Below are 16,549 nucleotides of genomic sequence, written 5' to 3'. Positions count from 1 at the left end.
TCATGCGTACCCTCCTGATCGCAGTTTCCCTTGCCCTGGGTCTGTCGGCCTGCGCTGCCACGCCGCCCCTGCGCGGCACCGGCGACCTCGGCGTGGTCATCGAGCGCGCTGCCGGCCGCGTGCAGGTGGTGGAACACAGCCAGAACTCCGCCCTCGGTAGCGTCGAAGGCCTGGGCGATTTGTCCCATGCCCACGTCACCTTCTCCCGCGACGGGCGCTACGCCTATGTCTTCGGTCGTGACGGCGGGCTCACCAAGGTCGATCTGCTGACCCGACGCATCGACCGGCGCATCATTCAGGCCGGCAATTCCATTGGTGGGTCCATCTCTCAGGACGGCCGCCTGATCGTGGCCCAGAACTACGAGCCCGGCGGCATCAAGGCCTTCGATGCCGATACCCTCGAACTCCTCGCCGACGTGCCCGCCGAGTACGCCCCGGGCAAGTTCTCCCGGGTGGTCGGGCTGGCAGACATCCCCGGCCAGCGTTTTGTGTACGCCCTGTTCGACGCCAACGAGATCCGCATTACCGACTTCACCGACCCGCGCAAACCCGTCACCGCCCGCTATCCGGCTGGCAAGCAGCCCTACGACGGGCTGGTGACACCGGATGGGCGCTGGTTCCTGGCGGGCTTGTTTGGCGAGGACGGCATCTCCCTGCTCGACCTGTGGCAGCCCGAGGCAGGCGCCCGCAAGGTGCTTGCCGGTTATGGCCGCGGCGAAGAGAAGCTGCCGGTCTTCAAGATGCCCCATCTGCGCGGCTGGTCCATGGCCGCCGGCCAGGCCTGGCTGCCCGCCATCGGGCGCCACGAGGTGTTGGTGGCCGACGCCCGCAGCTGGCACGAGGTGGCCCGGGTGCCGGTAAAGGGGCAGCCGGTGTTTGTGATGGCTCGCCCGGATGGGCGTCAGGTGTGGGTCAACTTTGCCTTTCCCGACAACGAATGGGTGCAGGTGATCGACACCGTGCAAAAGCGTGTGGTGCACACCTTCAGCCCCGGCAAGGCCGTGCTGCACATGGAATTCACACCCCGGGGCGAGGAAGTGTGGCTCTCCGCCCGGGACAGCAATAGGGTCACGGTGGTGGACACCAGCACGTTTTCCGTGCGCCGTGAGCTCCCGGCGGACGCGCCGTCCGGCATTTTCTTTACCGCGCGCGGCCAGCGCATCGGGTTCTGACATGCAGATCATGGATCAAAGTCCGCAGGCGACCGAGCTTGCCCCGGCCGGGGGCCCGTTGCTGGCCGCCGATGCCCTCGATTTTCGTCTGCTCAATGATTTTCAACGGGGCTTTCCGCTGGTGAGCGAGCCCTGGGGCGTGCTGGCCGGTCAGCTCGGCTGCAGCGAGGTTCACGTGATGGCCCGGCTGCGCAGCTTGCACGATGAGGGCAAGATCAGCCGGGTCGGCCCGGTGTTCGCCCCCAACCGCATTGGCGCCAGCACCCTCGCCGCCATGGCCGTGCCCGAGGCCGAGCTGCCCCGGGTGGCGATGCAAGTGAGTGCCTTTCCGGGGGTCAATCACAACTACCGGCGCGAGCACCGCTACAACCTGTGGTTTGTCGCCAGCGCTCCCGACGAGGCAGCGCTGGCGCGCCTGCTGGAGCACGTCGGTGCCGCCACCGGCTGCCCGGCCATCGCTCTGCCTCTGGTCGAGGAATACCACATCGACCTGGGCTTCGATCTGGCCAGTGGCCGGCGCACCCGCCATGCCGTTCGCCCGGTGCCGCGTCAGGCTCTGACCCGCAGCGAATGGCAGCTCATCGACCTGCTCCAGGACGGGCTGCCGTGGACGGTGCGTCCCTTCCAGGCTTTGGGTGATGCGGCGGGGTTGGGAGAGGGCCGGGTGCTGAGCACCCTGTCGCGCTGGCTGGATGACGGCACCTTGCGCCGTTTCGGTGTGGTGGTGCGCCACCGGGAACTGGGCTGGCGGGCCAACGCCATGTGCGTCTGGCAGGTGCCCGAGGCTCAGGTCAGTGCCTTTGGTCATGCCCTCGCTGCCGAGGACGGTGTGAGCCTGTGCTACCGCCGCCGCACCAGCTCCGACTGGCCCTACAACCTGTTCTGCATGATCCACGGCCAGGGGCGGGCCGAGGTGAACGCCCGCCGTGCCGGCCTCGCTGCCCGGGTGGGGCTGACAGCCTATCCCGCCGCGGTGCTGTTCTCCACCGATTGCTACAAGCAGTGCGGCGCCCGCTACCGTGCCCCGCTGGAGCGGGCAGCATGAGCACCGTCCGTCATGGCGAAGCTGATCTGGCGCGCGCTGCCCGGCTGCCAGGGCAGGGCTCCGGGCTGGACGCCCTCGACCGGCGCATCATCAACGCCCTGCAGGGGGGATTTCCGCTCTCCGACACGCCCTATCAGGACGTCGCCGAAGGCTTGGGCATTGACGAGGCCACGCTGCTCGACCGCCTGCAGCGCTTGCTCGACACCGGGGTGCTGACGCGCTTCGGGCCCATGTTCCAGATCGAGCGCCTTGGCGGCCGCTTCGTGCTGGCCGCCCTGGCCGTGCCCGAAGAGCGCTTCGAGGTGGTGACAGCTTTGGTCAACGCCTTCCCTGAAGTGGCCCACAACTACCGCCGCACACACCGCCTCAATATGTGGTTCGTGCTTGCTACCGAAACGCCTCAAGGCATTGATGACGTGATCCGGCGCATCGAAAGCGCCACCGGCCTGCCGGTGTTCGCCTTTCCCAAGCGCCGGGAGTTCTTTGTGGACATGAGGTTGCAGGCATGACGACACGCCCTCCCGACGACCTGGACCGCCGCCTGGTGCTGGCCACCCAGGCCGGCCTGCCCCTGGTGCCGCGGCCCTACGATGTGCTTGCCGCACAGCTTGGCATCAGCCCCGGCGAAGTCCGTGCCCGCCTCGCCGACATGCTCGACAACGGCAGAATCCGCCGCATCGGCGCGGTGCCTAACCACTACGCCCTGGGCTACACCGCCAACGGCATGTCGGTGTGGGACGTACCGGACGAGCGCATCGTCGAGCTGGGCGAAGCCGTCGGCCGCCTGCCCGGCGTGACCCACTGCTACGAACGCCCGCGGGCCCTGCCGGATTGGCCTTACAACCTCTTCGCCATGGTTCACGGCAAGGACAGGGAAAGCGTGCTGGCCCAGGTCGAAGAAATCGCCACCCTGCTCGGCAGCGCCTGCCGGGGGCGGGACGTGCTGTTCTCGACGGCGATTCTGAAGAAGACGGGGCTGCGGATCGGCTAGGAAGCCGCACCCGCCATGCATGCCTCCCCTGGGGGTGCCCGAAGCCATGAGGCGCGGCGCCTCGTGGCCAGGGCGTTTGCTCCCTACCCTCAACCCCCCGCCGCTTCGATCTCCTCCGACAGCAGCAGCCACTGCTCTTCGTGGGTGTTGAGGCTGGCGTCCACCTGGGCCAGTTCGCGCCCCAGTTCGGCGATCTTGTCGGCGGCGGGATTGGCGGAGAGCTGGGCTTCGAGGGCGTGCTTGCGGGCCTGCACATCGAGGATGGTCTGCTCCAGCTTGCCCAGGTCGCGCTTGAGGCCCTTGAGCTTTTCCGGGTTGATGCGCGGGGCGGCAGGGGCGGGGGCCGGTGCCGGGGTGGCGGCGGGTTTGGGGCTCTTGAGGGCGGCCTTGAGGTCTTCCCGGGCGCGGCGGGCTTCTTCCAGCAGGTAGCGCTGGTAGTCGTCCAGATCGCCGTCGAAGGGCTCGACACCGCCGCGGGACACCAGCCAGAACTCGTCACACACCGAACGCAGCAGGGCCCGGTCGTGGGAGACCAGCATCACCGTGCCTTCGAACTCGTTGAGGGCCATGGCCAGGGCTTCGCGGGTGGCCAGATCCAGGTGGTTGGTCGGCTCATCCATCAGCAGCAGGTTGGGGCGCTGCCACACCAGCATGCACAGCACCAGCCGGGCCTTTTCGCCGCCGCTCATGGTGCCGACGGCCTGCTTGACCATGTCGCCGCTGAAATTGAAGGTGCCCAGGAAGGTGCGCAGATCCTGCTCGCGCCCACTTTGGCCGGGGGGCAGGCCTTCGCGGGCCATGCGAACCATGTGTTCGAGGGGGTTGTCCTGGGGGCGCAGCACGTCGAGCTCCTGCTGGGCGAAGTAGCCGATGCGCAGGCCCTTGCCTTCGGTGACGATGCCGGCGGTGGGGGCCAGGTCGCGGGCCACCGTCTTTACCAGCGTGGACTTGCCCTGGCCGTTGGCGCCGAGGATGCCGATGCGCTGGCCGGCCATCACCGATTTGTTCACGCCGCGCACGATCACCGTGGGCGGGGTGCCGGCCGGGGCGTCGTCGGCCGGCGGGTAGCCGAAGCAGGCGTCTTCCATGGCCAGCATGGGGTTGGGCAGGTTGAGGGGTTCCTTGAACTCGAAGGTGAAGTCGGCGCTGGCCAGCACCGGGGCCAGGCGGTCCATGCGGTCCAGGGCCTTGACCCGGCTCTGGGCTTGCTTGGCCTTGCTGGCCTTGGCCTTGAAGCGGGCGATGAACTTCTGCAGGTGGGCGATCTTGTCCTGCTGCTTGGCGTAGGCGTTCTGCTGCAGCTCCATCTGCATCGCCCGGGTGTCTTCGAAGGTGGAGTAGTTGCCGCCGTAGCGGGTCAGCTTGCCGGCGTCGATGTGCAGGGTGACGTTGGTGATGGCGTCGAGGAACTCCCGGTCGTGGCTGATCACCACCAGGGTGCCGGTGTAGCGCTTGAGCCAGGCTTCGAGCCACACCAGGGCGTCGAGATCCAGGTGGTTGGTGGGTTCGTCGAGGAGCAGCAGGTCGGACGGGCACATCAGCGCCCGGGCCAGCTGCAGACGCATGCGCCAGCCACCGGAGAAGCTGTTAACCGGGTTGCACAGCTCGGTGGTCTTGAAGCCGAGGCCGAGGATCAGGGCCTGGGAGCGGGCCTGGGCGTCATGGGCGCCGGCGTCGTGGAGGGCCATGTAGGCGTAGGCCATGCGCTCGCCGTCACCGCTGGCTTCGGCATCGTGTACTTCCTGCTGGGCGGCGACGAGGGCGCTGTCGCCCTCGATGACGAAGTCGGTGGCGGACTGCTCGGTTTCGGGCATGTTCTGGGCCACCTGGGCCATGCGCCAGGCGGCGGGGATGTGGAAGTCACCGCCGTCCTCGTGGAGGGTGCCGTTGAGCAGGGCGAAGAGGGTGGATTTGCCGGCGCCGTTGCGCCCTACCAGGCCGACCTTCTCGCCGGGGTTGAGGGTGACGGAGGCGTTGTCGAGCAGCACCTTGGCGCTGCGGCGCAGGGTGACGCTCTTGAGGGTGATCATGGGGTGAAGCTCCGGTAGGGGTTTGCGGCAGTGTGCGGCGGGCGGATAGGGGAGGACGCGCGGGGAGGGCGTGGCGGAACTCGACCGAATCGGGATGGGCGGAAGGATACGGGCTTTGGGCGCCCTCCGCACGGGTCAATCCGGGGTGCCGGGGCCGTCGAGCAGGCTCTCGCATTCGGCCATCAGGGAACGGGCCAGGTCGGAGTCGTAGTTGGGGTCGAGGGCTTCCATCATCTCGTGAACGGCGTACAGGCCGGCCTCCCGGGACAGGGCGCCGGAAATGCGCCGGGCCAACTGGTCGCTCAGGTCGGAGAGGTGGCGGCGCTCGGCCAGGGGCAGGCTGCGTTTGGTGCGGCTGAGCCAGTCGGCCACCAGGGTGGCCCCCTGGGCCTCGGTGGGCCACTGGCCGTGCTCGTACCAGATGGACAGGCGTTCTGCGGTGAGGGCAAAGATCAGGGCAGCGCGGGTACCGCGGCCGTCGGCGGGGGGAGGGGGCGTTGAACTCATCGGGGGTTTCCAGTCGGGACGGGGGCAACCCTAACACGGACAGCGCCGGGATTTCCCCCTGCCCCGGGAAGGGTTATCCTTCCGGCCCTCAGCCGGCCCCCCGGCCTCCACTCATCAAGGAAAGACCATGAGCAGCCTGCCCCCGTGCCCCCAGTGCAAGTCGGAATTCACCTACGAGGACGGCGCCAACTACGTCTGCCCCGAATGTGCCCACGAATGGCCCCAGGTGGCTGCCGCCGAAGAGCAGAAGGTGGTGCGCGACGCCAACGGCAACGTGCTGCAGGATGGCGACAGCGTGACCGTGATCAAGGATCTGAAGGTCAAGGGTTCGTCGTCGGTGGTGAAGGTGGGGACCAAGGTCAAGAACATTCGCCTGGTGGACGGTGACCATGACATCGATTGCAAGATTGATGGTTTCGGCGCTATGCAGCTCAAATCGGAGTTCGTCAAGAAGGCCTGATCAGGGCGGGCCTGCGGGCCCTGCCCTAAAGCTTTTGTGTACCGTGCCGAAAACCCCGGGAACTTAGTTTGAACCGGGAGACAGACATGACAGCAGCAGACGAACGTCGCGGTACCAGTGCCCATATGCCTGACCTGGACTGGAGCCAGGTGCGCGAGACCGTGCTGATGCTCGAACTTGCCGTGGGTCAGATTGAGGCGGCAATGAAGGAAGGCGGCAGCTCGGTGGAAGTGCTCACCGACTCCTTCACCTCCATGGCCGGTTACATGCGCATGATGGGCTCCGCCCTGGAGCAGTTGCCCGACACGCCGGCCACCGCCCAGCTCAAGGAATCCCTGATCGGCCATGCCGGCGAGGTGGCGGGGCGGGTGCAGAAGTCCATCATTGCCTTCCAGTTCTACGACAAGCTCAGCCAGCGCCTGGCCCACGTGTCCCACAGCCTGGAGGCACTGACCACCCTGGTCACCGACCAGCGCAAGCTCTACAACCCTTTCGAATGGGTGGCCCTGCAGGAGAAGATCCGCGCCAAGTACTCGACCCGGGAAGAGGTGGAGATGTTCAATGCGGTGATGCAGGGCATGCCGGTCAAGGAAGCCCTCAGCAACTACAAGGCCGAGATGAAGGACAAGGGCGACGACGTCGAACTGTTCTGAACGACGGGCAGGCCTTGTGCCTGACGTAAACTCCGGGCCTGATCATCCCTCCCGGTGTCTTTCATGTCTGCCCTCATCCATTTTTCCGATCCTGCCCCCGCTCCCGTCGAAGACCGTCCTGCTCCGGAGCGGTCCGTCGGCACGCCGCCCCGGCGGCTGACCGCCGAACGCTATTACGCCGATGACGGCGCCCTCTCCATGGGCGACTGGACTTGCGAGCCCGGTGCCTGGCGCATCGCCTTTCATCCGGGCCGTCATGAATTTTTCCAGGTCATCAGCGGCCGCCTGCGCATCATCGACTCTACCGGCGAGGCTCGCGAATTCGGGCCCGGTGATGCCGGCATCATCCCGGCCGGCTTCGTCGGTACCTTTGAAGTGCTGGAGCACGTTACCAAGCGTTATGTGATGCTCGACAGGCAGGGCCAGTAGGGGGTGCCCGCGGTGGTACTCGTGTGGGGTTGAATTCATCCGACCTCGGCACGTTGATCATCGGCATGCCGCTCACCACCGTCCGCGGTCGAATGAACTCGGCCCCACAGGGAGGCCCTCATGCCTTCGGCAGGGTGTCCAGCCAGTCTGCCAGCGCAGCGGCGGCGTCCTGCCACTGGGGGTCGAGCATCAGCATGTGCCCCGCCCGCGGAATCACCACCTGGCGGGCCTTCCAGGGCAGGGCTGTAAAGAACAGCATCGAAGCGGGAAATACCGCATCCTCGCCGCCGCCCATCACCAGGGCCGGGATGTCCGGGCGGTGTTTGACGGCCATGAAGGGCAAGGCGACCATTTCGGCTACCGCATGCTCAGACTCGGCCTGGATCATCGGCATGAACTGGAGAACATCCTGGTGGGGCATGTCCGGCGAGAAATACACCTCGGCCATCACCCGCAGGGTGTGCTGGTCGGGGCGCCCGGCGATCACCTTGGGCAGTTCGCTGAAAAAATCCGGCTGCAGCAGTGCCAGGCGGCTGGCTGATCCGCCGGTTCCGGTGGGCGGCACCGGCGCCAGCAGTGCCACCCCGGCGGCACTGGCCCTGGCCAGGTAGAGCTGGACTACCAGGGTGCCCATGGAGTGGCCGATGAGCACTGGCTCGGCCGGAAGGGTGGCGACCGCCTGGGCCACATCGTCGGCGTAGTCGGCCAGTCCGAAGTAGTCGAGCTGATCCCGTCCCTCGCTCTCCCCGTGACCGGAGAGGTCGAGGGCGAAACAGTCATAGCCCCGGGCGTTGAGGTAAGGAATGAAATTGAGCTGCCAGCCCAGGGCGTTGGTGTAGGCCCCATGGACGAACAGCAGGGGCGGTTTGCCGGAGGGCTTGGAGGCAGGATGGGCGTGGATCTTGAGTTTGCGATGCGGCATGAAGGATGGGGGGCAAGGTGAGAGTGTTTTCGAGCGGTGTGCGGGCCCGGTGGTTCCGGGCCGGTTGACGGCCGATTCTGGCACGCCACGATGACAACAGGGCTATAGGGCTGACGCAGCCTCCCCCGGCGCGGCCGACAGGCGTATATTCGGCCCTCCGCTGGCGGCCTTGAGCGCCAGCCCCGCATCGAACATTCACCGTACCACCCCATGTCCCTGCCCCGTATCGATCCTGCCGACTACCCCAGCCAGCTCTCCGCCAAGGTGGACAAGTTCAAGCAGGACTTTGCCGCCTTTGCCGTGCCCGAACCCCTGGTCCATCAATCTGCGCTCCTGCACTATCGTTTGCGCGCGGAATTTCGCATGTGGCACGAGGGCGAGCGGGTGGACTACGCGATGTTCGACAGCGCCGATCCCAAGCGGCCGGTGATCATTCAGGACTTTCCCGCCGTCGCTGCGCCCATTGCCCGGGCCATGCCCTTGCTGCGCGAGCGCCTGATGGCCAGCCCGGCCCTCAAGCGCAAGATATTTCAAGTGGACTTTCTGAGCACATTGAGCGGTCGACTGATGATCACCCTGGTCTATCACCGCCCTCTCGATGCGGATTGGGAAGCCGCCGCTCGTGAGCTGGCTGTCGCCATGGATATCCAACTTATCGGGCGCAGCCGCAAGCAGAAGGTGGTCATCGGCCAGGACTGGCTGCTGGAGGAGTTTGAACTCGATGGTCGCCCCCTGCGCTATCAGCAGATCGAGGGCAGCTTCACCCAGCCCAATGGTGGTGTGAACAGACAGATGCTCGGCTGGGCTTGTCATCAAGTGGCCGATGTGGGGGGCGACTTGCTGGAGCTGTACTGCGGCAATGGCAACTTCACCATCGCCCTGGCGCCCCAGTTCGGGCGGGTGCTGGCGACCGAGGTCAGCAAGTCGTCGGTAAAAGCGGCTGCCTACAATCTGCAAGCCAACGGCGTCAGCAACGTGACCATGGTGCGCATGTCCAGCGACGAGATCAGCGACGCCCTCTCCGGTGGCCGTGAGTACCGGCGCATGCAAGGTGTGGATCTGGCCGGCTACGGTTTCTCCACCCTCTTTGTGGACCCGCCGCGGATGGGTCTGGACGACGCCCCCGTCGAGATGGCCCGGCGCTTTCCGCACATCCTGTACATCTCCTGCAACCCTTCCACCTTGCGCGACAACGAGGCAGCCCTGCACGACACCCATGAGATCCGCGCCGCCGCCGTGTTCGACCAGTTTCCCTACACGCATCACCTGGAATGCGGCCTGTTGCTGAGTCGCCGGCAGGCCGCGTGATGTCCATGGACAGCCTCGACAACGACAGCACCCCGGTGGTCATCAAGGAAGACCGGTTGTGGTGCGATAACGGCTGGACTGCTCGCGTCATCAAGAACCAGGACGACGACGGTTGGGCGGTGGAGATGCTCAAGGACGGCGAATCCGAACCCGCGCTGGTCGGGCCGTGGACCATGGGGCGGGACAAGAAGAACCCCAAGCCCCTTGATGCCGGCGCCTTCCAGACCCTGGTGAAGACCGCCTCCGAAGTGCTGCGCCGGCATGAACAGCACCTCCACGCCCTGCTCCACAAGCGCATTACCGTCAGCACCGACAATGGTCCGGTAAACGTCCTGCTCGATATCGTTCCCGACGACTATGAGCCCTATGCCGTGCTCTCGGCTCGGGATGCCTTCGATGAACTGCTTGCCGAGGTGCGCGTCAGCGCCGGCTTCAAGCTTGATCGCCGCAGTGCCGCCGGATGGGTCGAAAGGGGTTTTGGCGGGGCAGAGTAGACCGCAGCGCACCCAGACAGGATAAGGTTGACCGCATGCCAGCCCTTTTCGGGAGGCCGCAGGAGGCACGCCCAACAATGTCCGAGCCCCATACCGACGACGCCCGCTCCAAGGTGCCATGGCTTGTACGCATGCACTACCGCATGCGCACCGTGGCCTTTGCCATGATGTTCGGCGTCATTGCTCTGCACGTGGGATCGGACACCAAGAGCCCCGCCTTCTGGAGCCAGATGGCCTTGTTGTTCCTTGTCTATCCCCACGCCCAGTACCTGCGCACCCGCCGCCTGGGCGACCCGACTGGAGGCGAGCTGCGTAATCTGCGTACCGACTCGGTGTTCCTCGGCATGGGCGTCGCCAGCATCGGGTTTCCGCTGTGGATCACGTTTTCGGGTCTGCTTGGCACCCTCTCCAACAACACCGCCAACAAGGGCTGGACCGGTGTTGCCGAAACCCTGGTGGCATTTCCGGGGGGCGCCCTGATAGGTTGCCTGCTGTGGGGTTTTCACTTCACGCCGGACACGGACTGGCCGACCACCCTGTTCTGCATTGCCGGCCTGACCCTCTATCTCACCGCCCTCGGGCAGGTCGCCTTCACCCGCATCCAGCGTCTGCGCCTGACCCGCGAGGCCCTGCAGGTGCGCGAACGGGAGCTTATGAACGTCAATGACGCCCTGCACAGGAACCTGCAGGAGATTGACGCGTTGCAGGAGCAACTCCGCGAACAGGCCAACCGCGACCCCCTTACCGGGCTCTACAACCGGCGCTATCTGGACAGTACCCTGGAGAGGGAGCTTTCCCGCTGCAAGCGCGACGGCCATTCCCTGGCCCTCATCCTCATCGACATCGACCACTTCAAGCAGGTCAACGACACCTACGGCCACCAGGCCGGCGACGAAATCCTGCTCCGGCTATCCACCCTGCTGGGCAGCATGGCCCGTGCCGGTGACGTGGCATGCCGCTATGGCGGCGAGGAGTTCCTGCTGTTGATGCCGACGATGCCCCTGGCTTCGGCCCAAGAGCGTGCCGAAGCCCTGCGTCTGTCCTTCGGCAATCTCGAGGTTCCGTTTGGCGACTTCCGGCTGTGTGCCACCTTGTCCATCGGCATCGCCGCCTACCCCGGGCACGGCACCTCGGCGGATGAACTCATCCGCCACGCCGACACCGCCCTGTATCGCGCCAAGCGCCTGGGGCGGAACCGGGTGGAGTTGTAGGGCGTCAGCGCATGCCGCCGGACGGCCCGAACATGGCCATCAGGGTCAGGTCTTCGGTGATGTCGAAAAAAGAGTGTTCCGTGGTGGCGCCCACGAACAGCACCATCCCCGGCCCCACCTCCTGCTCCTGCCCGTCCACGCGCAGCCGCGCCCGGCCTTCGAGCACCAGGTAGAGCTCATCTTCCAGATGAGGCGCCTGCATGTCCCGAGCGCCCGCCGGCAGCCGATAAAGCGCACAGGACATCTGCGAGCTGCGAAGGAACTCGAAGATGGCCGGCTGATTTCCGGCAACCTTGCCTTTGAGCTCATTAAGGTTGAAGACTTTCCACACGCTGAATGACCCCAAAAAAATTATGTTTAAACCCGTGCCGCGATAGTGCCAGACGAGCGCCGGCGGTCAAGCATTTCCTCCGCTTTGCGGAGGCGGGACCGTGAAGCTGGCCGGACTCAAGGCATTCCGACCCGGCGGCACCCTGTTGGTGGTCAGCGCAGACCTGACACTGTGCCAGACGGTGGGCGGGATCGCTCCCGGCCTGGCGCAGGCCGTGGCCGACTGGCACAGGGTGGCATCGCAGCTCGAAGAGGTCTATGCCGCCCTGTCCACAGGCCACGCTCGCCACGCCCACGCCTTTGATCCCAGGCAATGCCAGCCCCTGGCAGAAGGGGGCAGGTGGGTGGCTTTTGCGGAGTGCGGAGCGATCCGTCTGGTCGTAGCACCCGGTGAATGCGTGGCCGTGTCCCTCGAAGACTTGCCGGCCGAAGTGCGAGAGTGGCTGGAAGGGGAGATGGCGGCAGGAAGATTCAAATGGTGCTTTCCACCGAGGTCGGGCTGAGGCGGCTTTAGCTCAGATCAGTCATTATTGACAGGACACCTCAACCGAGGGCGTACTGCAGGTCGTTTGCGGGTAGGGCACGACGGTGGCTGAGCAGGCGGAGGAGCTGCTTGAGGCGGTCGGTGGAGATCATGCGGATGGCAGCGGACGCTGATGCTGAATCGATAGGGCTTTGCCTGGATGCTAGCCCCCATTGCGCTAAAGGCCTGTGATCTGGTTCTGATGACAAAGGGGAATAAGTCACAAGGGGGCGCGCCGGCCTGCCCGGGTTGTGATGTTCTTGCTGCTTGATTCCGGTCTTGAGTTGTTGGCTGTTTTTTTATACAGTTAAACGGATTGCCGTGACTGCCCGCGCCTGATCACCGCGACACCTTAGAAGCAAGCCCATGAATCACCAGACCAGTTTCGAGTTTCCTGTCGATGGCGTTCAGCTGCCGCTGCCTGTCGTGCGCCGGGCCCGGCGGCGGCGGGATGTGTCTGCCGGGGAGGCCGGGGCGCCGTGCCAGCTGGCGCTGGTGGTGTCCGGCGAGCCGATCGAGGTGTGCCTGCCGGTGCGTGTGCCGCCGCCGCCCGATGAGGCGGCGTTCGAGACGCTGGTGCGCAGTTCTCGGCAGGTGGCGGAGCCTGCCGAGCCGCGGCGTGCGGGTGGCCGGCCGCTGCGGGCCGTGTCGGTAACGGTGCGGGGGCGGCAGTGGGAGGTGTCCCTGCGCCTGGTGCCCGATGAGTACGAGCCCCATGCCCTGCTCACGGCCCATGACGAACTCGGCGAACAGGTTGCGGAAGAACGGGTCGTTGCCGATTTCCGGCTGACCGAGGGGGTGGCTCGTAGCTGGATCGAGGGGGACTTCCAGTAGCCGGTCTTGCGTCGGTGATGATCGGCCTGGCAAATTGAGCCAGGACAGGGCGCCAGGTTGGCCTGCCGGCTACAGTCCTGCCGAATCATGCAATCCGCGCCATCCATGCCTGTCCATGTCTTCCTGCCTTGCCCTTCGGGTAGCATCCCCTGTCTGACCGGGCAGGGGCCCGGCGCGAATCGAGGAGATTGAGATGTTGGCAGGCAGGACGGCTTTGGTGACGGGTTCGACTTCCGGGATTGGTCTGGCGGTGGCCCAGGCGCTGGCGCGGGCCGGGGCGAAGGTGATGCTCAATGGCTCGCGGCCGGCGGCGGATGCCGAGGCCCTGCGTGCCGGGTTGGCTGCCGAAACCGGCGTGGAGGTGGGCTACACCCAGGCCAACCTGGCCCAGGGCGCATCGGCTCAGGCCCTGGTGGAGGCCACCATTGCGGCCTTCGGCAGTGTGGACATCCTGGTCAATAACGCGGGCATCCAGCATGTGGCAGCGGTAGATGCCTTTCCCGACGAGACCTGGGATCAGCTCATCGCCATCAACCTGTCGTCGGTGTTCCACACCATCAAGGCGGCGCTGCCGTCCATGAAGGCGCGGGGCTGGGGGCGCATCGTCAACATCGCCTCGGCACACGGTGTGGTGGCCTCGCCTTTCAAGGCGCCCTACACGGCCAGCAAGCACGCGGTGGTGGGGTTTTCAAAGGCGGTGGCGCTGGAAGTGGCCGAGCAGGGCATCACCTGCAATGCCCTGTGCCCGGGTTATGTGCGTACCCCCTTGGTGGAAAAGCAGGTGGTGGATCAGGCCAAGGTGCATAACCTGTCGGAAGACCGGGTAATCCGTGAGGTGATCCTGGCCGCCCAGCCCACCAAGCAGTTTGTCGAGGCTGACGAAGTGGCGGCCTTCACGGTGTTCCTGTGTTCCGATGCGGCCCGTTCGGTGACCGGTTCGGTGCAGTTGATTGACGGGGGCTGGACCGCGAGGTAGCCCCGGGAAAGGCAGGCATGGAAGAGTTCATCGGTGGCTTGTGGCACCGTTTCATTACCCGCGCGGCAACCCGCAGCCACCCCGAGGCGGTGGTGCGCCTGGCCGACATGGAGCGCAGCGCGGGGATTCTCTTCCGTGCCCTGGGGGGGGATGCCGGCCTGCGCGTGGCACCCGCCGCCGAGGTGGAGCACGGCGCACGCCGCAACTGGCTGGCGCGCCTGGCCCACTCCGGTGAAAAGGTGGCCCAGGCGGCCCGGGACGAGGAAAACCTGCGTCTGCCGGCCGAGATTGCTCTCTTCCCCGAGCGCAGCCTCAACCGTGATCTGTATCTCTGGCTGATCGCCCAGGGGGCCGCCCTGCCGGCCGGTGGCCTGTCGGCCGATACCTGGATCGCTGCCAACCAGCAGGCCAGCGCCGCGACCCTGGAAGCCTTTCCGGGCTTTGCTGCGCGCTATCGCCGGCTGGTGGTGGCGGTGCTCGCCGAACGCCCCGACCCAGGCAAGCTGCCGGCCGACGAGGCCACTGCCGAAAGGGCGATCCGCCAGGCCCTGGATGCGCCAGGCAGCGTTGCCGCGCTGCCCGCTGCCCGACGCCCGCCCACACCGGTAGCCCTGTGGCTGTATCCGGCACCCGTGGCCCTGGACAGGCGCCAGTCCGCTGCGGATCCGACCCCGGCCGAACGCCGGGAGGGCGGCAAGTCGGCCGATGCCACCGACCGCCGCCGCCAGGCCCAACAGGAAGACATGCCCGATGGCCACAATGGGTTGATCCTGCCCTTCCGGGCCGAGAGCCTGCTGTCTTTTGCCGAATACGTGAAGGTGAACCGTGGCCACGAAGAGGGTGACGATGAAGACCCGACGCGGGTGGCTCAGGACATGGATCGCATCGCCGTGGCTCAGGATGGTCAGGACACCGCCTCGCGAGTGCGCTTCGACCTGGATCTGCCCTCTGCGGCCCACGACGACATTCCGCTGGAGAGCGGCATTCTGCTGCCCGAGTGGGACTGGAAGAAGCAGGTGCTGAAGAAGGACATGTGCAGCATCACCGTACTTGACCCCCGGGATGCCCAGCCCTGCCCGCTGCCTCCGCGGCTGCAAGCCCCGGCCCGGCGCCTGCGTCGCCAACTGGAGGCCCTTACCCCGGCCCGGCGCTGGCTCAAGAATCAGCCCGAAGGCCCCGAGCTCGACATCGATGCTTGCGTGCGCGCCTACGCCGACCGGCGCACCGGCCACGTGGCCGGCAGCGATGGCGGCTACCTGTCCTGCGAACGACGGGAGCGCGACCTGTGCTGCCTGGTGCTGGCTGACCTGTCCCTGTCCACCGATACCTGGGTCAGCGACGAGCAGCGCGTGATCGACGTGATCCGCGACAGTCTGTGGCTGTTCTCCGAGGCCCTGGGCGCCACCGGCGACCCCTTCGGCCTGTACGGCTTCTCGTCGCGGCGGCGCGAGCACATCCGCTTTCACCGCATCAAGGGCTTCGACGAGAAGATCGACGATCGTATCCGCGGCCGCATCAGCGTGCTCAAGCCCGGCTTCTATACCCGCATGGGGGCGGCCATCCGCTACGCCACACAGATCCTCGCCAAGCGGCCGGAAGCGCTGCGCCTGCTGATGATCCTGTCCGATGGCAAGCCAAACGATGTGGATCACTACGAAGGGCGCTACGGTATCGAGGATACCCGGATGAGCCTAAATGCTGCCCGCCAGGAAGGCGTGCGGCCTTTCTGTGTGACCATCGACAAGGAGGGCCAGGGCTATCTGCCCCACCTCTTCGGGCCCTCCGGCTACACCATCCTGCGTAATCCGGCCGATCTGCCGGCGCGCCTGCCGGCGCTCTACGCTCAGCTCACGGCGGGTTGAGGGGCGCCTTGTCGCAGGCGGTGGCCAGCAGTCCGGCCACGCTGCGCGACAGCTGGCGCACCGGCTCGCTGGCCGGCTTGCCCAGGAGGTAGCCCTGGGCGCAGTTGCAGCCCATTGCGCACAGCGTGGCCAGGTCGCGGGCATCTTCGATGCCTTCGGCGATCACCTGCTGCCTTTGTCGGCGAGCCCCTTCCATCACCCCGGCGAGAGCCTCCCGGCGCAAGGCTTCGGTGTGAATGCGGCGAGTGTGGGGTGGTGCCAGCTTCAGAAAATCCGCCGCCACGTCGGGGCGTCCGGTGGCGCGGCCAGAGCCCAGGGTCGCGAGTTGTTGCCAGGCCTGGTCCAGGCCGGCTGGCGGGGTATTGTCGGCCTCCATGTGCTCTACCACCAGCCGGGCGGCGTCGAGCCCCTCTGCATGGAGCACGGCCTGCAGCCCGCCCTCACGCACCAGGTCGACGATCATGGCCCCGCTCAGGTTGATGAAGAGCCGCCCCGGCAGCCCGGCAGCCATAAAGGTGGAGATAGCACGGCGCACAGCCAGGTGCTCCAGGGGCAGCCCCAGACCGGCATCCCGGGCCACCCGCAGCAGTTGCTCCGGCGTGTGCAGCGGCGAGTCCACGGGGCCGCGCATCAGCGTCTCGTAGCCCAGCACCTCCCGGCGGCGCAGGTCGAAGACCGGCTGGAAGACAAAGCTGAGGGCCTGACAGGCGAGGATGTCTTGGAGGTGGGAGACGAGGCCGCTGAAGTACATGGCGCGTGGACGGAGGGAGCAATGGGTAATACCGCTATTGTTGCCACCGTT

19 protein-coding genes are annotated in these 16,549 nt (G+C 66.4%); 14 read left to right on the top strand and 5 right to left on the bottom strand.

Features of this window, described 5'->3' with window-relative positions; all coding sequences use genetic code 11:
• The first annotated feature begins 2 nt into the window (after nucleotides 1–2).
• The 4 genes from PHI64_RS03320 (at nucleotide 3) to PHI64_RS03305 (ending at nucleotide 3,208) form a co-directional block, all read left to right on the top strand.
• Nucleotides 3–1,172 carry a cytochrome D1 domain-containing protein gene (locus tag PHI64_RS03320; protein WP_299878547.1) on the top strand — a complete coding sequence of 390 codons (1,170 nt, stop codon included), beginning with the start codon at nucleotides 3–5 and terminating at the stop codon, nucleotides 1,170–1,172.
• Nucleotides 1,173–1,182: 10 nt separating this feature from the next.
• Nucleotides 1,183–2,217, top strand: a complete 1,035-nt coding sequence (locus PHI64_RS03315) for an Lrp/AsnC family transcriptional regulator (protein ID WP_299878544.1) — start codon at nucleotides 1,183–1,185, stop codon at nucleotides 2,215–2,217.
• Nucleotides 2,218–2,282: 65 nt separating this feature from the next.
• Nucleotides 2,283–2,726: an AsnC family transcriptional regulator gene (locus tag PHI64_RS03310; RefSeq protein ID WP_366945126.1), complete on the top strand. Its 444-nt coding sequence runs from the start codon at nucleotides 2,283–2,285 to the stop codon at nucleotides 2,724–2,726.
• Complete coding sequence (locus tag PHI64_RS03305; RefSeq protein ID WP_299878538.1) at nucleotides 2,723–3,208, top strand: AsnC family transcriptional regulator; 486 nt, start codon at nucleotides 2,723–2,725, stop codon at nucleotides 3,206–3,208. Before PHI64_RS03310 ends, PHI64_RS03305 begins: the two co-directional genes overlap by 4 nt.
• A gap of 89 nt (nucleotides 3,209–3,297) precedes the next feature.
• Here PHI64_RS03305 and PHI64_RS03300 read toward each other — a convergent pair whose 3' ends face one another.
• Together PHI64_RS03300 and PHI64_RS03295 are read right to left on the bottom strand one after the other, a co-directional pair.
• A complete protein-coding gene (locus PHI64_RS03300; protein ID WP_299878535.1) occupies nucleotides 3,298–5,238 on the bottom strand; it encodes an ATP-binding cassette domain-containing protein in 1,941 nt (646 codons plus the stop codon).
• Between the two features lie 135 nt (nucleotides 5,239–5,373).
• Nucleotides 5,374–5,745 (bottom strand): hypothetical protein, encoded by a 372-nt coding sequence (locus PHI64_RS03295; protein ID WP_299878532.1) that lies wholly within the window; start codon nucleotides 5,743–5,745, stop codon nucleotides 5,374–5,376.
• 127 nt (nucleotides 5,746–5,872) lie between these two features.
• Here PHI64_RS03295 and PHI64_RS03290 point away from each other — a divergent pair, with 127 nt between their 5' ends.
• The 3 genes from PHI64_RS03290 to PHI64_RS03280 all read left to right on the top strand — a co-directional run bounded on the left by PHI64_RS03290 (nucleotide 5,873) and on the right by PHI64_RS03280 (nucleotide 7,287).
• Nucleotides 5,873–6,205: a zinc ribbon domain-containing protein YjdM gene (locus tag PHI64_RS03290; protein WP_299878530.1), complete on the top strand. Its 333-nt coding sequence runs from the start codon at nucleotides 5,873–5,875 to the stop codon at nucleotides 6,203–6,205.
• 86 nt (nucleotides 6,206–6,291) lie between these two features.
• On the top strand, nucleotides 6,292–6,858 hold the full coding sequence (locus PHI64_RS03285) for a hypothetical protein (protein WP_299878527.1): 567 nt from the start codon (nucleotides 6,292–6,294) through the stop codon (nucleotides 6,856–6,858).
• Between the two features lie 63 nt (nucleotides 6,859–6,921).
• Nucleotides 6,922–7,287 carry a cupin domain-containing protein gene (locus PHI64_RS03280; RefSeq protein ID WP_299878524.1) on the top strand — a complete coding sequence of 122 codons (366 nt, stop codon included), beginning with the start codon at nucleotides 6,922–6,924 and terminating at the stop codon, nucleotides 7,285–7,287.
• A 118-nt stretch (nucleotides 7,288–7,405) separates the two neighbouring features.
• Here PHI64_RS03280 and PHI64_RS03275 read toward each other — a convergent pair whose 3' ends face one another.
• The gene (locus PHI64_RS03275; protein WP_299878520.1) at nucleotides 7,406–8,209 is read right to left on the bottom strand and encodes an alpha/beta hydrolase; all 804 of its coding nucleotides are present in this window, start codon (nucleotides 8,207–8,209) and stop codon (nucleotides 7,406–7,408) included.
• A 210-nt stretch (nucleotides 8,210–8,419) separates the two neighbouring features.
• On the opposite strand from PHI64_RS03275, the gene trmA reads away from it, so the two are divergent.
• The 3 genes from trmA to PHI64_RS03260 all read left to right on the top strand — a co-directional run bounded on the left by trmA (nucleotide 8,420) and on the right by PHI64_RS03260 (nucleotide 11,222).
• Nucleotides 8,420–9,517: a tRNA (uridine(54)-C5)-methyltransferase TrmA gene (trmA, locus tag PHI64_RS03270; protein WP_299878517.1), complete on the top strand. Its 1,098-nt coding sequence runs from the start codon at nucleotides 8,420–8,422 to the stop codon at nucleotides 9,515–9,517.
• Nucleotides 9,517–10,011, top strand: coding sequence for a hypothetical protein (locus PHI64_RS03265; RefSeq protein ID WP_299878514.1), 495 nt, complete (start codon nucleotides 9,517–9,519; stop codon nucleotides 10,009–10,011). The genes trmA and PHI64_RS03265 overlap by 1 nt, the downstream gene beginning before the upstream one ends.
• A gap of 77 nt (nucleotides 10,012–10,088) precedes the next feature.
• Nucleotides 10,089–11,222 carry a sensor domain-containing diguanylate cyclase gene (locus tag PHI64_RS03260; protein ID WP_299878511.1) on the top strand — a complete coding sequence of 378 codons (1,134 nt, stop codon included), beginning with the start codon at nucleotides 10,089–10,091 and terminating at the stop codon, nucleotides 11,220–11,222.
• Nucleotides 11,223–11,226: 4 nt separating this feature from the next.
• Here the strand turns inward: PHI64_RS03260 and PHI64_RS03255 are convergent, their stop codons facing one another.
• On the bottom strand, nucleotides 11,227–11,553 hold the full coding sequence (locus tag PHI64_RS03255; RefSeq protein ID WP_299878508.1) for a cupin domain-containing protein: 327 nt from the start codon (nucleotides 11,551–11,553) through the stop codon (nucleotides 11,227–11,229).
• A gap of 100 nt (nucleotides 11,554–11,653) precedes the next feature.
• On the opposite strand from PHI64_RS03255, the gene PHI64_RS03250 reads away from it, so the two are divergent.
• From PHI64_RS03250 to PHI64_RS03235, 4 genes are all read left to right on the top strand, one after another.
• Nucleotides 11,654–12,055 (top strand): hypothetical protein, encoded by a 402-nt coding sequence (locus tag PHI64_RS03250; protein WP_299878505.1) that lies wholly within the window; start codon nucleotides 11,654–11,656, stop codon nucleotides 12,053–12,055.
• 386 nt (nucleotides 12,056–12,441) lie between these two features.
• On the top strand, nucleotides 12,442–12,909 hold the full coding sequence (locus tag PHI64_RS03245; protein ID WP_299878502.1) for a hypothetical protein: 468 nt from the start codon (nucleotides 12,442–12,444) through the stop codon (nucleotides 12,907–12,909).
• Nucleotides 12,910–13,102: 193 nt separating this feature from the next.
• Complete coding sequence (locus tag PHI64_RS03240) at nucleotides 13,103–13,885, top strand: 3-hydroxybutyrate dehydrogenase (protein ID WP_299878500.1); 783 nt, start codon at nucleotides 13,103–13,105, stop codon at nucleotides 13,883–13,885.
• Between the two features lie 17 nt (nucleotides 13,886–13,902).
• Nucleotides 13,903–15,747, top strand: a complete 1,845-nt coding sequence (locus tag PHI64_RS03235) for a VWA domain-containing protein (RefSeq protein ID WP_299878498.1) — start codon at nucleotides 13,903–13,905, stop codon at nucleotides 15,745–15,747.
• On the opposite strand, the gene PHI64_RS03230 is transcribed toward PHI64_RS03235, so the two are convergent.
• Entirely contained in the window at nucleotides 15,734–16,498 is a 765-nt protein-coding gene (locus PHI64_RS03230) for an EAL domain-containing protein (RefSeq protein ID WP_299878495.1), read from the bottom strand. The genes PHI64_RS03235 and PHI64_RS03230 overlap by 14 nt on opposite strands.
• Nucleotides 16,499–16,549 lie beyond the last annotated feature (51 nt).

It is taken from the genome of Zoogloea sp., assembly GCF_028689785.1.
Lineage (GTDB): Bacteria > Pseudomonadota > Gammaproteobacteria > Burkholderiales > Rhodocyclaceae > Zoogloea.
Note: the sequence above shows the minus strand (reverse complement) of the source record. Positions and strands in the feature narration are given on the sequence as shown.

Bases quoted from the DNA above. Each gene is read 5' to 3' on its own strand.
- PHI64_RS03320 (WP_299878547.1), top strand. From the start codon at position 3: ATGCGTACCCTCCTGATCGCAGTTTCCCTTGCCCTGGGTCTGTCGGCC.
- PHI64_RS03315 (WP_299878544.1), top strand. From the start codon at position 1,183: ATGGATCAAAGTCCGCAGGCGACCGAGCTTGCCCCGGCCGGGGGCCCG.
- PHI64_RS03305 (WP_299878538.1), top strand. From the start codon at position 2,723: ATGACGACACGCCCTCCCGACGACCTGGACCGCCGCCTGGTGCTGGCC.
- PHI64_RS03300 (WP_299878535.1), bottom strand. From the start codon at position 5,238: ATGATCACCCTCAAGAGCGTCACCCTGCGCCGCAGCGCCAAGGTGCTG.
- PHI64_RS03295 (WP_299878532.1), bottom strand. From the start codon at position 5,745: ATGAGTTCAACGCCCCCTCCCCCCGCCGACGGCCGCGGTACCCGCGCT.
- PHI64_RS03290 (WP_299878530.1), top strand. From the start codon at position 5,873: ATGAGCAGCCTGCCCCCGTGCCCCCAGTGCAAGTCGGAATTCACCTAC.
- PHI64_RS03285 (WP_299878527.1), top strand. From the start codon at position 6,292: ATGACAGCAGCAGACGAACGTCGCGGTACCAGTGCCCATATGCCTGAC.
- PHI64_RS03280 (WP_299878524.1), top strand. From the start codon at position 6,922: ATGTCTGCCCTCATCCATTTTTCCGATCCTGCCCCCGCTCCCGTCGAA.
- PHI64_RS03275 (WP_299878520.1), bottom strand. From the start codon at position 8,209: ATGCCGCATCGCAAACTCAAGATCCACGCCCATCCTGCCTCCAAGCCC.
- trmA (WP_299878517.1), top strand. From the start codon at position 8,420: ATGTCCCTGCCCCGTATCGATCCTGCCGACTACCCCAGCCAGCTCTCC.
- PHI64_RS03265 (WP_299878514.1), top strand. From the start codon at position 9,517: ATGTCCATGGACAGCCTCGACAACGACAGCACCCCGGTGGTCATCAAG.
- PHI64_RS03260 (WP_299878511.1), top strand. From the start codon at position 10,089: ATGTCCGAGCCCCATACCGACGACGCCCGCTCCAAGGTGCCATGGCTT.
- PHI64_RS03245 (WP_299878502.1), top strand. From the start codon at position 12,442: ATGAATCACCAGACCAGTTTCGAGTTTCCTGTCGATGGCGTTCAGCTG.
- PHI64_RS03240 (WP_299878500.1), top strand. From the start codon at position 13,103: ATGTTGGCAGGCAGGACGGCTTTGGTGACGGGTTCGACTTCCGGGATT.
- PHI64_RS03235 (WP_299878498.1), top strand. From the start codon at position 13,903: ATGGAAGAGTTCATCGGTGGCTTGTGGCACCGTTTCATTACCCGCGCG.
- PHI64_RS03230 (WP_299878495.1), bottom strand. From the start codon at position 16,498: ATGTACTTCAGCGGCCTCGTCTCCCACCTCCAAGACATCCTCGCCTGT.